This is a genomic window from Mesorhizobium sp. L-8-10 (genome assembly GCF_016756635.1).
GTDB lineage: Bacteria > Pseudomonadota > Alphaproteobacteria > Rhizobiales > Rhizobiaceae.
In genome coordinates this window covers 2,948,126-2,961,872 of record NZ_AP023263.1, presented here as the reverse complement: position 1 = coordinate 2,961,872, position 13,747 = coordinate 2,948,126, and the positions used below count along the sequence as shown (strand labels likewise).

Genomic DNA, 13,747 nt, shown 5'->3' with positions numbered 1-13,747 from the left:
CGCGCCGATGCGTTTGCGGCAAACCCTTCTCCCCGCCTCCTTCGGGAAGGATCAGACCGTGCCTTCGATCGCCTTGTCGAGCAGCGCGAGCGCCGCCTTCTTGGTCAGCTTGACCGGATTGCCGCCGGCGGTGGGGTCGACCACAGCCATGTCGGCGATCAGGTTCTTGCGTTTCTTGTCCATGTCGAGCCCCTTGATCAGGCCCGGAAGCGCGTGCGGCACCTTCAACTCCTTACGCAGCTTCAGCACCGCCTTGGCGAAGCCGTCGAAGCCGCCCTTGATGCCGACATAGGCGGCAAGCCTGGCGATCCGGTCCTCCACCGCGTCGCGGTTGAAGGCCAGCACATAAGGCATGAAGACGGCATTGGTCATGCCGTGATGGGTGTCGTACAGCGCGCCGACCGGATGCGACAGCGAATGGATCGCGCCGAGGCCTTTCTGGAATGCGGCCGCGCCCATGGCGGCAGCCGACATCATATGGGCGCGCGCCGTCAGATCCTTGCCGTCGGCATAGGCCTTCGGCAGGTTCTCGAACACCAGCCGGATGCCTTCGACCGCGATGCCGTCGGCCATCGGATGGTAGCCCGGCGCGCAATAGGCCTCCAGACAATGGGCGAGAGCGTCCATACCCGTGCCCGCCGTGATGAAGGGCGGCATGCCCGACGTCAGTTCGGGATCGGCGATCACGATCGAAGGAAGCATCTTCGGATGGAAGATCACCTTCTTGGTGTGGGTCGCCTCATGCGTCACCACGCCGGCACGCCCTACCTCCGAGCCGGTGCCGGCGGTCGTCGGCACCGCGATGATGGGAGCGATCGCGTCGGCATCGGCGCGGGTCCACCAGTCGCCGATGTCCTCGAAATCCCAGACTGGCCGGGTCTGGCCGGCCTGGAACGCGATCAGCTTGCCGAGATCGAGCGCCGAACCACCGCCGAAGGCGATCACGCCGTCATGCTTGCCTTTCTTGTAGACCTCGATGCCGGCGGCGAGGTTCGATTCCACCGGGTTGGGCTTGACCTCGGAAAAAACGCCGTGCGGCACCTTGGCGTCGGCGAGCAGCTTCAGGGTCCTGGCAACCACCGGCAGCTTGGCGAGGCCCGGATCCGTGACGAAGAGCGGGCGCTTGATGCCGGTGGCGGCAAGCGCGTCCGGCAATTCGGAGATACGCCCCTGGCCGAAGCGGACGGTGGTCGGGTAGTTCCACTTGGAGACAAGCTTGGACATCGATGGGAGTCTTTCGGGAAATAAGGATCAGATCGCTTCACGCAGATGGTAGGATTTCGGCCGGGTCAGGTTGTCGTAGCCGATCGCCGACAGCGCTGCGCCCTTGCCGGTGTCCTTCACGCCTGTCCAGACCAATGCCGGATCGAGATAGTCGCAGCGGTTCATGAACACCGTGCCGGTCTCGACGCGGTCGCCGATCGCCGCGGCATGATCGGTGTCGCGCGTCCAGATCGAGGCGGTCAGGCCATAGGGGCTGTCGTTCATCAGGGCGATCGCCTCCTCGTCGTTTCGCACCTTCATGATGCCAACGATGGGTCCGAAGCTCTCCTCGCGCATCACGCTCATCTGGTGGTCGACATTGGTCAGCACCTCGGGCGCCAGATAGGGCGAGCCCTCGCGGTCGTTCTCGACCTTCATCCCGATATGGGCTTTGGCGCCCTTGCGCAGGCCCTCTGCCTTCTGCTCGCGAATGAAGTCGGCGAAACGTGCCTGCGCCATCGGCCCGATCGTGGTCGCCTGGTCGAGCGGATTGCCCACGACATAGTTCTTCGTTTCGGCGACGAAGCCCTCGACGAATTCGTCATAGACCTTCTCGTGCACATAGACGCGTTCGATGCCGCAGCAGCACTGACCCGAATTGTAGAAGGCGCCGTCGACCAGATTGGCCACGGCATGGTCGAGCTTGGCATCGGGCAGCACATAGGCCGGATCCTTGCCGCCGAGTTCGAGCCCGAGCGTCATGAAGGTGCCGGCTGCGGCCTTTTCGATCGCCCGTCCGCCGGCGACGGAGCCGGTGAAGTTGACATGATCGATGCGGCCGGAGGCGAGCACCTTCTCAGTCTGGCCGTGATTCATGACGACATTCTGGAACACATGCTTCGGCAGGCCGGCCTTGTCGAAAGCCTGCTGGAAGCGCTCGCCGACCAGCAGCGTCTGCGCGGCATGCTTCAGGATAACCGTGCTGCCGGCCATCAGCGCCGGCACGATGGTATTGACGGCGGTGAGATAGGGATAATTCCACGGCGCGATGACCATGACGACGCCGAGCGGATCCTTCTTCACGTAGCGACGGAAGCCGGGCTTGTCGTTGGCCACGACGGGCGCGAGCGCCCGCTCGGCGATCTCGACCATATAGTTGACGCGTTCCTTGACGCCGCCGAACTCGCCGCCATAGCGGGTCGGACGGCCCATCTGCCAGGCGAGTTCGGGCACGATCTCGTCGCTCATGGCAACCAGCGCCTCGAGGAAGGCGAGCATGAGCTTGCCGCGCTCGGCGATGGAGGTCTGCGCCCAGGCCGCCTGAGCCGTCCTGGCACGCTCCACGGCCTGGTTCACCGCCTGGTCGGTGGCGACGGGCCTCTCGGCATAGATCGAACCGTCGATCGGGGATTTCAGCTTGACCGTCTCGGTCATTTTCCTGGTCCTTTCCTGTTGTTGCCGCGCGCCTCACGGAGGAAGCGGATCGCGGTGGCCGCCCGCCCCGCATCGACCGCGTTGGAAATCGATGCCGGCTTAAGAGTCCGACGGTTCTAATACCGTTCGAAGCCCCGGTGCAGCTCCCAATCGGTGATGCGGCGATCATATTCGAACTGTTCCCATCGCGCCGTATGCACATAATGCTCGATCACCTCCTCGCCGAAGGCCTGCTTCAGCATCTCCGACCTGGCCATGGTCTCGGTGGCGTCGCGGAGCGTCTTGGGGATCTCCGGCAATTGGCTCGCCTGATAGGCGTCGCCGACGAAGGGGGGCTGCAGCTCCAGCTTCTCGTCGATGCCGGCAAGTCCTGCCGCGATCAGCGCGGAGAAGGCGAGATAGGGGTTGAGATCGGCGCCGCCGATGCGGCACTCCATGCGGATGCCCTTTGTCCCCTCCCCGCACAGGCGGAAGCCGGCCGTGCGATTGTCCTCGCTCCACATGATCTTGGTCGGCGCGAAGGTGCCGGCCTGGAAGCGCTTGTAGGAATTGATGTAGGGCGCCAGGAACCAGGTGAACTCCTTGGCGTATTTGAGCTGGCCCGCCGCCCATTGCCGGCCGAGTTCGCTCAGCGTCCAGTCGCCTTGCCTGTCGAAGAAGAGCGGGGTCTTGCCGTCGGCGCTCCACAGCGAATTGTGGATGTGGCTCGAATTGCCGGCCAGCCCGTAATTGTATTTCGCCATGAAGCTGATCGACTTGCCCATCTGGGAGGCGATCTCCTTGGCGCCGTTCTTCAGGATGACATGCCGGTCCGCCATCTCCAGCGCCTCGGCATAGCGCACATTGATCTCTTCCTGGCCAGGCCCCCATTCGCCCTTGGAGTTCTCGATCGGGATACCGGCCACCTCCATCTCGTTGCGCAGCCGGCGCATCACGTCCTCCTCCTTGGTGGTGATGCCGATCAGATAGTCGCCGATATAGGGCGAGGCGGTGTCGAGGTTCTGCCAGTGCTTGGCGCGTGCCGTATCGTAGCTCTCGCTGAAGAGATAGAATTCGAGCTCGGAAGCGAAATAAGCGAGATAGCCGCGCTCCTGCAGCCTGGCCACCTGCTTGCGCAACATCGCGCGCGGCGAGTGCGCCAGGTCGCCGTGATTGTGATGGTCCTCGACGTCGCACAGCACCAGCGCGGTCTTTTCCAGCCAGGGGATATGGCGCAGCGTGGCCAGGTCGGGCTTCATCACGAAGTCGCCATAGCCTTTCGACCAGCTTGCCGCCTTGTAGCCCGGCACCGGCTCCATATCGATGTCGTTGGCCAGGAGGTAGTTGCAGCCATGCGTCTCGTCATAGGCGGATTCGACGAAGAACTTTGCCAGGAAACGCTTGCCGATGAGGCGGCCCTGCATGTCGACGGCACAGGCGAGAACCGTGTCGATTTCGCCTGCGGCGACCGCTGTCTTCAACTGATCGAACGAGGAATTTCCGGCCATTCTATTCATACTCCGGCCATGCTGGCCTTTTCAGGTCGAGCGATTGCTCGTCATAGGGAAGTCCGGCCGCGGACGCGGCCAGATCTGCTTGTCTGTCGGATGGTTCGTTCAATCCCGATCAGCTATAGCGGTACGGCGGACCGGCCTTCGTCATCGCTTCGCGGTAGTCTTTCAGGATCTGGACCACTTTCGCGCTGCGGGGGCTCTGTGCTGCAATCTCATCCCAGAACTTCAGCGCCTCGTCCTCCACCTGCTTCCACTCCGCATCCGGGATGGTGGTCAGTTCGAGCTTGCCGTTTATGCGATAGTTCGCCTCGCCGGCCCAGTACCAGTGCAGCCTGTAATAGTGCGAGTTGTCGATGCACATGAGGTAGAGTTGCTGCAGGTGCGGGGGCAGCGCGTTCCACTTTTCGGTATTGACGAAATAGGATCCCGCCCAAGCTCCCGAGATCGGGTTGGTGAGGTAGTATTTCGTCGCCTCCGACCAGCCGACCGTGTGAACCTCGGTGATGCCGGACCAGCAGACGCCGTCGAGTTCGCCGGTTTGCATCGCCGGCTGCACGTCTTCATAGGGCAGCGTCACCGGAACGACGCCGAAGCGGGACATGAAGCGCCCGCCCGTCGGGAAGGTGTAGACGCGCAACCCCTTGAGGTCCTCCAGCGAGCGGATCGGCTTCGTGGTCGCGAAGTTGCACGGATCCCAGGAGCCGGTGGACAGCCATGTGACGCCCGGAACCTCAGCATAGGCCTCCTCCCAGATCTCCTTCAGCCCATGCCAGTGCCAGAGCGCCGGAACATCGAGGCTGTAGCGGCTGGCGAAGGGGAAATAGGCGCCGAACACAGCGACATCGACCGGTGCGGCGGCGGAATCGTCGTCGCTCTGCGCCGCATCGATCGTTCCGGACTGCACTGCGCGGAAAAGTTCGCCCTGGGGCACCAGTTGATCGGACGTGTAGAGCTCGATCGTCATCTCGCCGTTGGCCGCCTTGTTGAAGGCGTCGATCGAGTTCTTGACGACGTGCTCCGCCAGCGCCGCGCCGGCATAGGTCTGAAGCCGCCATTTGATCGGGCTTTGCGCCTTCACATAGGGGGCAGCCAGCGTCGTGGCGCCGACGGCGCCGGCCGTCGTCAGCACGGACCTCCTGAGGAAGTCCCGTTTGCTCAGCGTGTTCCTGTCTTTCATGTCACGATTCTCCCATTGCTCTTGGATCGGATTATGCGCCGCTGCCGGCCGGAATTCTCCCCTGTGACGTTCTCCTTCCTTCTGGTGTCAGCCTGCTTTTCTCGTTGCTGCTGCGGCCGTCATCGTCCGGAATAGAGGCCGGGGAGCCACAGGGCGATCTGCGGAAAGACCATGATCGTGACCAGCGCCAGCACCATCAGGAAGAAGAACGGGACGATCGAACGGTAGATGTCCATGAGCGAAATCTCGGGCGGCGCCAGCGCGCGCATGAGAAACAGATTGTAGCCGAAGGGCGGCGTGATGTAGGCGATCTGGCAGGTGATCGTATAGAGCACGCCGAACCAGATCGGATCGAATCCGAGGCTTCGGACCAGCGGAATATAGAGCGGCGCAACGATCACGAGCATCGCCGTGTCGTCGAGGAATGCGCCCATGACGAGGAACGAAGCCAGCATCAGCGTCAGCACCATCCACGGGCTGAGGTCCCAGGTGTCGATGAGCAGCGCCTTGACCGCCTTCACCGCGCCGAGCCCGTCATAGACCGAACTGAAGCACAGCGCCCCCAGGATGATCCACAAGAACATGCAGCTTATGGTCAGGGTGTTGCGGGTGCAGCGTTCGAACACCTTCCAGTTCAGGTTGCCCGCCCAGTAGGCCGCCCCGGTCGCGAGCGCCGCTCCGACCGCGGAACTCTCCACGAGGCTCGTCACGCCGGTCATGAACAGGCCCATCATGATGCCGAAGATCGCCAGCGGCAGCAGGCCTTCGCGCAGCAGGGCGAGTTTTTCGGCCCGGGTGATGTGGGCCCGTTCCTCCGCCGGCAGCGCGGGTCCGATCTCAGGCTGTATGAGGCAGCGCAGATAGACATAGGCGCCGAAGATGACGGCCATCAGCAGTCCCGGCCCGACACCTGCCAGCCACAGGTCGAGCACGGGCAAACGGGCGATCATGGCGAACAGCACGAGAACGACGCTCGGAGGGATGAGGATGCCGAGCGAGCTGCCTGCCTGGATGACGCCGGTCACCATCACCTTGTCGTAGCCATGCCGCAGCAACTGCGGCATGGCGATGGTGGCGCCGATCGCCATGCCGGCGACCGACAGGCCGTTGAGCGCTGCGATCAGCACCATGAGGCCGATCGTTCCCAGCGCCAGTCCCCCGCGCACCGACCCGAACCATACATGGAACAGCCGGTACAGATCGCCGGCAATGCCAGATTCCGACAGCATGTACCCCATGAAGATGAAAAAGGGCACGGTGATCAGCGGATACCAGTTGAGCACCTGAAAGGACGCGTTGAAGGGCATCTCGAACGAGCCCTGCCCCCACAGCAGCAATGCGGCCGCCGAGCCGACGAAACCGATCACGCCGAAGACGCGCTGTCCTGTGAAGAGCAGCACCATCATGGTGCCGAACATGAAAAGCGTGATGGCTTCCGAACTCATTCGATCGGCCTTCCACGAGCAATGGCTATGTCCTTGAAGAAGGCCGAGACGGCCTGCAGGAGCATCAGGAAGACGCCGAAGGTCATGATCGTCTTGATGGGCCACAGCGGCGGGGCCCAGGCGGAATAGTTCTTCTGGCCATAGACGATTGCGTAGTTGGTGCTGGACAAGCCGCCGCCGAACAGCACCGCCAGATAGAAGATCACGAAGAGAATGGTCATGGCGTCGGTCAAGGCCCGCCTGCGCGCCGTCAAGCGCGCATAGAACAGATCCATCCGCACATGCTGGTCGAGTTGCATCGTGTAGGCGCCACCCAGCAGGTAGTAGGCGGAAAGCAGGAATTGCGACATCTCCAGCGCCCAGTTGATCGGCACGCCGAAGAAGACGCGCGAAAGCGTCGACGTCAGGAGTATCGCGGCCATGACGAACAGGAGATGCATGGCGAAACGCCCGATCCAGGCGTTCATGGCATCGACATAGCGGACGAACAGCACAGTCGCCTTGGGCAAGGTCCCCTCCTATTCACCCGTTTGGGCGTCGGACCCGACACGATGTGACAGGCCCTGCCCGGCAGGAATGCGCGCTTCGCTCGCGCTTTGCGCGAGGAGGCCGCTCAGGAGATCCGCCCACTTCCGCTGTCCGGCCGGAGCCGAAATCTCGTCGTTGCGGATTTCGATCATCGCGCATGGCAGGCCGCGCGATCGCGCATGGCGCTCCAGCGTGAAATAGACCCGGTCGGCCGGGGAGTAAGGCTCGTTGACGCCCACGGTCACGCCGCGCAACGCCGAAAGCGCCTCGATCAGCGGCGCTGCCAGCCGACGATCCGCATCGTGGATGATGCCGATATGCCACGGCCGGGACACCCCCCTGTAGACTGGGGTGAAGGAATGAACCGAGACGAGCATGGTCTCCCGCCCCGCCGCGAGCCGGCGCGACACAACGTCGTCGATCGCGGCATGGTAGGGATCATAGGCCAGCGCGATGCGGCGCGCCCGCGCCGATGCCGACAGCGCCTGGTTGTCGGGAATGGTCGTGGTCTCGCTTACCGCCGGGATGAGATCGGGTGCGTCGAGCGGGCGGTTGCAGTCGATCACCAGCCGCGACACACGCGAGGAAATCAGCTCGGCATCGAGGGCCTCCGCCATCCGCGATGCCACGGGCGCGGCGCCCGGATCCCAGGCGATGTGGCGATCGAGATCGGGGGCGGCGAGGCCGAGCGTTCCGAACTCCGCAGGCAGGGCGTTGGAGGCATGGTCGCAGAGGAGGACGAACGGAGACCGGCCACCCCTGTTCGTGACCGTTACGGACTCCGAGACTTCCTCGGCAAGCCGCCTGTTTCCCATCCGCTCCCATTCCCCTCGACGCCGTAACGTTTGTTACACATTAGAGAGCATTGCGCCTTCACGGATGATTTCATACAGTTTGCCGCGCTTTGTCAAACGCCTTTTGAGGCCTTCTGGCGAAGCCGTGGGACAGAACGAGCGAGGGAGAGCCCGGCAGGGCCGTCTCCCCGGCAGATGGGAGGAGACGGGGACATGGCGGCAAGCATCGCGGAGCTGATCGCCGACCGCATCGACGCCATGCCGACCGGGGAGCGGCGTGCTGCCCAGGCGCTGGTCGCCAACTATCCGATGATCGGCTTGAAGACGGTCGCCGATTTCTCGGCCCAGGCGGGCGTTTCCTCGCCCACCATCCTGCGTTTCGTGGCCCGGCTCGGCTTCCAGAATTATCCGGAGTTCCAGTCTGCGCTGACGGACGAACTGGCGGCGCAGCTGCAGTCGCCGGCATCGCGCACGACCGCGCCGGAACCCGTCGGGCATCGCGGCGCGACGCCGGTGGTGGAGGCCACGCTGGAGAACATCCGCGAGACCTTCCGCCACGTGTCCCGAAGGCAGGTCGACGAGATGGTCGCCCTGCTCGCCGAACGTCGCTCCAAGGTCTTCCTTGTCGGCGGCCGCTTCACCGATCCGATCGCCCGCTACATGGCGGCGCATCTGACGATCATCCGGCCGAACGTGTTTCATCTGGCCGGCCAGGAAAGCAATTGGCGCGACCGGCTGATCGACATGGGCAGGCGCGACGTGATGCTGATCTTCGACATACGCCGCTATCAGGACAGCCTCGTCCGCCTGGCCGAGAAGGCACATCAGCGGGGCGCTCAGATCATCCTGTTCACCGACCAGTGGCTTTCGCCGATCGCCCGTTTCTCCCGCCATGTCGTCGCCGGCCGCACGGCCGTGCCCTCGGCCTGGGATTCCTCGGCCGCCCTCTTCGTCTTCGCGGAAACCCTGATCGGCGAATTGACCCGCGCGCTCGAACAGGACAGCGCCAGGCGCATCCGCGAGATGGAGGACCTTCGCTGAGCTGGCAGCGACGGAAGGCAGGCCTGGCCTCGATTCGGGCCGCCCGGCCGCGAGGCGGCGCGTCCGATTCGGCCCGGTGCGGCCGGCCGCGAAGACGGCTGCATACCTTACCGATATTTAATGATAAACTGGATGCGCAGGCGTCGGAGAATTGCCATAAGGGCGTGCGATCGACCGGTCCGGCCTACGCTTCCGCTATCGGACGACGCGACGGCCCAAGCCGCGGGCCAGATGCCGCGCCGGAGTGATTGATGTCCGTCTGGAAACAGATCGCCTTTTCCCTTGTGCTGCTGGCGGCGGCCGCCCTCGCCTGGCTGAAGTTCTTCCCCGGCGCAGACGAAGTGCTGGCACGGTGGGGGATCGACTGGGCGATCGCGGCGACGCAAAATACGGCGAAGCCGGCGGGCGACAATGGCGGGCAGCGTGGCGGCGGCGCGGCTCCCAACGTCGTGACCGCGCCGGTCGTCGTGGCCAGGATAAACGACAGGCTGCAGGCGATCGGCACGGGCCGCGCCCGCGCCTCCGTCACCGTCAATCCCTTCACCTCCGGCCGCCTGACCGAGATCGCCGTCACAGCCGGCACATTGGTTCGGGCGGGCGACGTCATCGCCAGACTCGATTCCAACGCCGAGGAGATCGTGCTCGACCGCGCGAAGATCGCGCTCGACGATGCCCAGGCGAAACTCGCTCGCATGAAGACGCTGCGCACCTCCAACACCGCGACGGCCGTACAGCTCGCCGATGCCGAGGTGGCGCAGCGCAATGCCGAACTGGCGGTGCGCGATGCCGAGCTGGCGCTCGAGCGCCGCTCGATCGAAGCGCCCATTTCAGGCATCATCGGCATCCTGCCGGTCGAGGTCGGCAACTACGTCACGACCCAGACGCCGATCGCAACCATCGACGACCGCTCGACCATTCAGGTGGATTTCTGGGTGCCCGAGCGATACGTGACCGCGATCAAGGTCGGCGCGCCGGTGACGGCCTCGCCGATTGCGCGCCCGAGCGTGGTCATCGAAGGCACGGTCGCGGCCGTCGACAACCGCCTCGACGAGGCGAGCCGCACGCTTCTGGTGCGTGCCGACCTGCCCAACCCGGATGACACGCTGAGAGCCGGCATGTCCTTCCAGGTGGCGATGCGCTTCCCTGGTGACGAATACCCCTCCGTCAGCCCGCTTTCCATCCAATGGGGCAGCGACGGCGCCTTCATCTGGACGATCGAGGACGGCAGGGCCAGGCGCGTGCCTGTCCGCATCGTGCAGCGCAACTCGGAAAGCGTGCTCGTCGAAGCCGCGATCCGTGCCGGCGACATCATCGTCACCGAAGGCGTGCAGAATGTGCGGGAGGGCAGCGAGGTGATGGTGGCGGACCGCCGCGCTCCCGGCGCGCAAGCCGATTCGGCCCCCGCCCTGACCGGCGGCTGACCCGAGGGCGACGAATGACGAAATCCCACAACGACGGCAGCGAAACCGGCCTCACAGCCCTTTTCGTACGTCGGCCCGTCCTGGCCTTCGTCATCAACGCCCTTATCGCCGTGGCCGGGCTGGCGGCTTTCTACGGGGTCGAGATCCGCGAGCTGCCTGATGTCGACAGGCCCGTCATCACGATCTCGACCGATTTCACCGGTGCGGCCGCCGAGACGATGGACCGCGAGGTGACCGACGTCGTCGAGGGCGCGGTGGCGCGCATTACCGGCGTGAAGTCGATCTCGTCGAGCTCGTCCTTCGGGCGCAGCCGGGTGACGGTGGAGTTCGGCGACGAGGTCGATCTCGACGTGGCCGCCTCGGATGCGCGCGATGCCGTGTCGCGCGTGCAGAACCAGTTGCCCGACAACATCGATCCCCCGCGCATCGTCAAGGCCGACGCCAACGCCGATCCGGTCATGCGCCTGGCGCTCACCTCCGACACCATGCCGCTGGAGGACATGACGGTCCTTGTCGAGGACCAGATCGCCGATACGCTGGCCGCCGTGACCGGCGTCGCCGACGTTCAGGTCTTCGGCGACCGCGAGAAGATATTCCGCGTCGACATCGATCAGAAGAAGATGGCGAGCCTCGGCCTGACGATCGCGGATCTGAGCAGCGCGCTCGCCTCGCTCGCCTTCGACACGCCGGCCGGCTCGATCACCACGTCCGACCAGGACATCATCGTGCGGGCGAGCGCCGACGTGACCACCCCCGAGGAATTCGAGAACATCTTCGTCAACGACAGGACCAGGATCGCCGACGTCGCGACCGTGACGCTGGGCGGCGACATCTACCTGACTTCGCTGCGATCCGACACCAAGCCGGGCATCGGTCTCAGCATCATCCGCCAGGCGCAGTCGAACACGCTGGATATCTCCGAGGGCGTGCGCGCCGCCGTGGACGATATCCAGAAGACGCTTCCCGACGGGATGACGCTGAAGGTGACCAGCGACGATGCCGTCTTCGTCGAGGGCGCGATCCACGAGGTCGAGATCGCGCTCGGCCTGTCGGTCACCATCGTGCTCCTGGTCATCTACATCTTCCTGCTCGACTGGCGGGCGACGCTGATCCCGGGCCTCGCCATGCCGGTGGCCTTGATCGGCACGATCGCGGCGATCTGGGTCGCCGGCTTTTCGATCAACATCCTGACCCTGCTCGCGCTGGTGCTGGCGACAGGCCTCGTCGTCGACGACGCGATCGTGGTGCTGGAGAACATCGTGCGACGGCGCAACGAAGGCATGGGCCCGCGCGCGGCAGCGGTGCTCGGTACGAAGGAGGTCTTCTTCGCCGTGGTCGCCACCACCGCGACGCTTGCCGCCGTCTTCGTGCCGCTCTCGTTCCTGCCCGGCCAGACCGGCGGGCTGTTCCGCGAGTTCGGCTTCGTGCTGGCGATTTCGGTGCTGCTTTCCTCCGTCGTGGCCCTGTCGCTCTGCCCGATGCTCGCTTCGCGCATGCTGGTCGCGGCCGCCGCACATGAAGGGACCCCTCGTCGGGGCTTCGGCATGCGCGTCGGCAGTGCGCTCGCCAAGCTCTACCGCCACGCGCTCCATGCCTGCCTCGACGCGCCCATGATCGTCATTGTGGTTTCGGTGCTCTTCGCGGCCACGGCATTCGCTCTTTTCGGCACGATCCGCCAGGAGCTGACGCCCAGCGAGGATCGTTCGCTCGTGCTCATGCGCATATCGGCGCCGCAAGGGGTCAGTCTCGACTACACGACTCAGCAGATACAGCAGATCGAGGACCTGATCCGGCCGATGCGCGAGGCCGGAGAGATCCAGGCCACCTTCGCCTTTGCCGGCTCCGGCGGCTCGGCCAGCAGCGGCTTCATGGTGATGGCGCTCACGCCCTGGGACCAGCGTCACCGGACCCAGCAGGAGATCGTGGCCGAGGTCAACCAGCTTACGCGGCAGATCCCCGGCATCCGGGTCTTTGCGCTGCGACCGAACAGCCTCGGCATTCGCGGCGCCGGCAGCGGCCTGCAATTCGCCGTCGTCGGCAACAACTACGCGGAGCTGGGCGAGACTGCGGCCAGGATCGTCGCCGAGATGGAGAAGGATCCGCGCTTCCAGCAGCCGCGCCTCACCACCGACGCCACCCAGCCGCAGCTCGCCGTCGAGGTCGATCGTGAGCGCGCCTCCGACCTCGGCATCAACATCACCGGTCTCGCCCAGGCGGTCCAGTCGATGCTCGACGGCCGCGAGATCGTCGACGTCTTCATCAACGACCGCAGCTACCCGGTGAAGCTGGTATCGACCACCAATCCGGTCAACGATCCGACCGATCTCGAGAACATCTTCCTCAAGACCGGAGACGGACGCTTCGTGCCGATGTCGACGATCGCCACGCTGACCGAGCGCGCCGTGCCGCCGTCCCTGTCGCGCGAGCAGCAGATGCGCGCCGTCGGCATCACGTCGGGCCTGCGCGACGATTTCGCGCTGGGCAGCGCACTGACACGGGCGGAAGAGATCGCCGCCCCGCTGCTGCCGCCGGGCAACCGCATCATCCCGCTCGCCGAGGCCGCGACGCTCGGCGAGACCACGGGCAGCATGGTGGCCGTTTTCGGCTTCGCGCTGGTGATCATCCTGTTGGTGCTGGCCGCGCAGTTCGAGAGCTTCATCAGCGCCATCATCATCATGGCGACCGTGCCGCTCGGGCTCGCCTGCGCGGTCTTCGCGCTCCTCCTCACCGGCACCAGCCTCAACGCCTACAGCCAGATCGGCCTCGTTCTGCTGGTCGGGGTCATGGCCAAGAACGGCATCCTGATCGTCGAATTCGCCAATCAGTTGCGCGACCGCGGCCTCGGCGTGCGGCAGGCGATCGAGGAGGCGTCGAACATCCGGCTGCGCCCGGTCATGATGACCATGATCTGCACCATCCTTGGCGGGCTGCCGCTGGTGCTGGCGAGCGGCGCCGGCGCGGAAGCCCGCATCGCGCTCGGCTGGGTCATCGTCGGCGGGCTGGGCCTTGCGGCGGCGTCCACCCTGTTCCTGACCCCGGTCGCCTATTTGCTGCTCGGCCGCTTCGTCACGCCGAAGGTGGAGGAAGAGGCCCGGCTGAAGCGCGAACTGGAGGAAGCCGCCTACACCAATATCGAGCCGGCGGAATAGCGAGACTGCGCTTTCGGCCCTTTGCGAATGGGGCGCCCGATCAATGCATCGATACGGCGACT

General features: G+C 64.9%; 10 protein-coding genes. 3 read left to right on the top strand and 7 right to left on the bottom strand.

Annotation, left to right across the window (positions count from 1 at the left end; all coding sequences use genetic code 11):
• Positions 1-51: 51 nt before the first annotated feature.
• The 7 genes from JN280_RS13785 to JN280_RS13755 form a co-directional block, all read right to left on the bottom strand.
• On the bottom strand, positions 52-1,224 hold the full coding sequence (locus tag JN280_RS13785) for an iron-containing alcohol dehydrogenase (RefSeq protein ID WP_202312899.1): 1,173 nt from the start codon (positions 1,222-1,224) through the stop codon (positions 52-54).
• Positions 1,225-1,251: 27 nt separating this feature from the next.
• Entirely contained in the window at positions 1,252-2,637 is a 1,386-nt protein-coding gene (locus JN280_RS13780; protein ID WP_202312897.1) for an aldehyde dehydrogenase family protein, read from the bottom strand.
• A gap of 116 nt (positions 2,638-2,753) precedes the next feature.
• Complete coding sequence (locus JN280_RS13775; RefSeq protein ID WP_202312896.1) at positions 2,754-4,124, bottom strand: glutamine synthetase family protein; 1,371 nt, start codon at positions 4,122-4,124, stop codon at positions 2,754-2,756.
• 118 nt (positions 4,125-4,242) lie between these two features.
• Positions 4,243-5,307 (bottom strand): TRAP transporter substrate-binding protein, encoded by a 1,065-nt coding sequence (locus tag JN280_RS13770; RefSeq protein ID WP_202312895.1) that lies wholly within the window; start codon positions 5,305-5,307, stop codon positions 4,243-4,245.
• A 119-nt stretch (positions 5,308-5,426) separates the two neighbouring features.
• Positions 5,427-6,752 carry a TRAP transporter large permease gene (locus tag JN280_RS13765; protein ID WP_202312894.1) on the bottom strand — a complete coding sequence of 442 codons (1,326 nt, stop codon included), beginning with the start codon at positions 6,750-6,752 and terminating at the stop codon, positions 5,427-5,429.
• On the bottom strand, positions 6,749-7,261 hold the full coding sequence (locus JN280_RS13760; RefSeq protein WP_202312893.1) for a TRAP transporter small permease subunit: 513 nt from the start codon (positions 7,259-7,261) through the stop codon (positions 6,749-6,751). The genes JN280_RS13765 and JN280_RS13760 overlap by 4 nt, the downstream gene beginning before the upstream one ends.
• 9 nt (positions 7,262-7,270) lie before the next feature.
• Positions 7,271-8,095, bottom strand: coding sequence for an N-formylglutamate amidohydrolase (locus tag JN280_RS13755; protein ID WP_202312892.1), 825 nt, complete (start codon positions 8,093-8,095; stop codon positions 7,271-7,273).
• 192 nt (positions 8,096-8,287) lie between these two features.
• Here JN280_RS13755 and JN280_RS13750 point away from each other — a divergent pair, with 192 nt between their 5' ends.
• From JN280_RS13750 to JN280_RS13740, 3 genes are all read left to right on the top strand, one after another.
• On the top strand, positions 8,288-9,115 hold the full coding sequence (locus tag JN280_RS13750) for a MurR/RpiR family transcriptional regulator (RefSeq protein ID WP_202312891.1): 828 nt from the start codon (positions 8,288-8,290) through the stop codon (positions 9,113-9,115).
• Positions 9,116-9,366: 251 nt separating this feature from the next.
• A complete protein-coding gene (locus JN280_RS13745) occupies positions 9,367-10,536 on the top strand; it encodes an efflux RND transporter periplasmic adaptor subunit (protein WP_202312890.1) in 1,170 nt (389 codons plus the stop codon).
• Between the two features lie 14 nt (positions 10,537-10,550).
• Positions 10,551-13,685: an efflux RND transporter permease subunit gene (locus JN280_RS13740; RefSeq protein ID WP_202312889.1), complete on the top strand. Its 3,135-nt coding sequence runs from the start codon at positions 10,551-10,553 to the stop codon at positions 13,683-13,685.
• Positions 13,686-13,747: the final 62 nt, after the last annotated feature.

Bases quoted from the DNA above. Each gene is read 5' to 3' on its own strand.
- JN280_RS13755 (WP_202312892.1), bottom strand. From the start codon at position 8,095: ATGGGAAACAGGCGGCTTGCCGAGGAAGTCTCGGAGTCCGTAACGGTC.
- JN280_RS13785 (WP_202312899.1), bottom strand. From the start codon at position 1,224: ATGTCCAAGCTTGTCTCCAAGTGGAACTACCCGACCACCGTCCGCTTC.
- JN280_RS13750 (WP_202312891.1), top strand. From the start codon at position 8,288: ATGGCGGCAAGCATCGCGGAGCTGATCGCCGACCGCATCGACGCCATG.
- JN280_RS13745 (WP_202312890.1), top strand. From the start codon at position 9,367: ATGTCCGTCTGGAAACAGATCGCCTTTTCCCTTGTGCTGCTGGCGGCG.
- JN280_RS13775 (WP_202312896.1), bottom strand. From the start codon at position 4,124: ATGGCCGGAAATTCCTCGTTCGATCAGTTGAAGACAGCGGTCGCCGCA.
- JN280_RS13780 (WP_202312897.1), bottom strand. From the start codon at position 2,637: ATGACCGAGACGGTCAAGCTGAAATCCCCGATCGACGGTTCGATCTAT.
- JN280_RS13740 (WP_202312889.1), top strand. From the start codon at position 10,551: ATGACGAAATCCCACAACGACGGCAGCGAAACCGGCCTCACAGCCCTT.
- JN280_RS13770 (WP_202312895.1), bottom strand. From the start codon at position 5,307: ATGAAAGACAGGAACACGCTGAGCAAACGGGACTTCCTCAGGAGGTCC.
- JN280_RS13765 (WP_202312894.1), bottom strand. From the start codon at position 6,752: ATGAGTTCGGAAGCCATCACGCTTTTCATGTTCGGCACCATGATGGTG.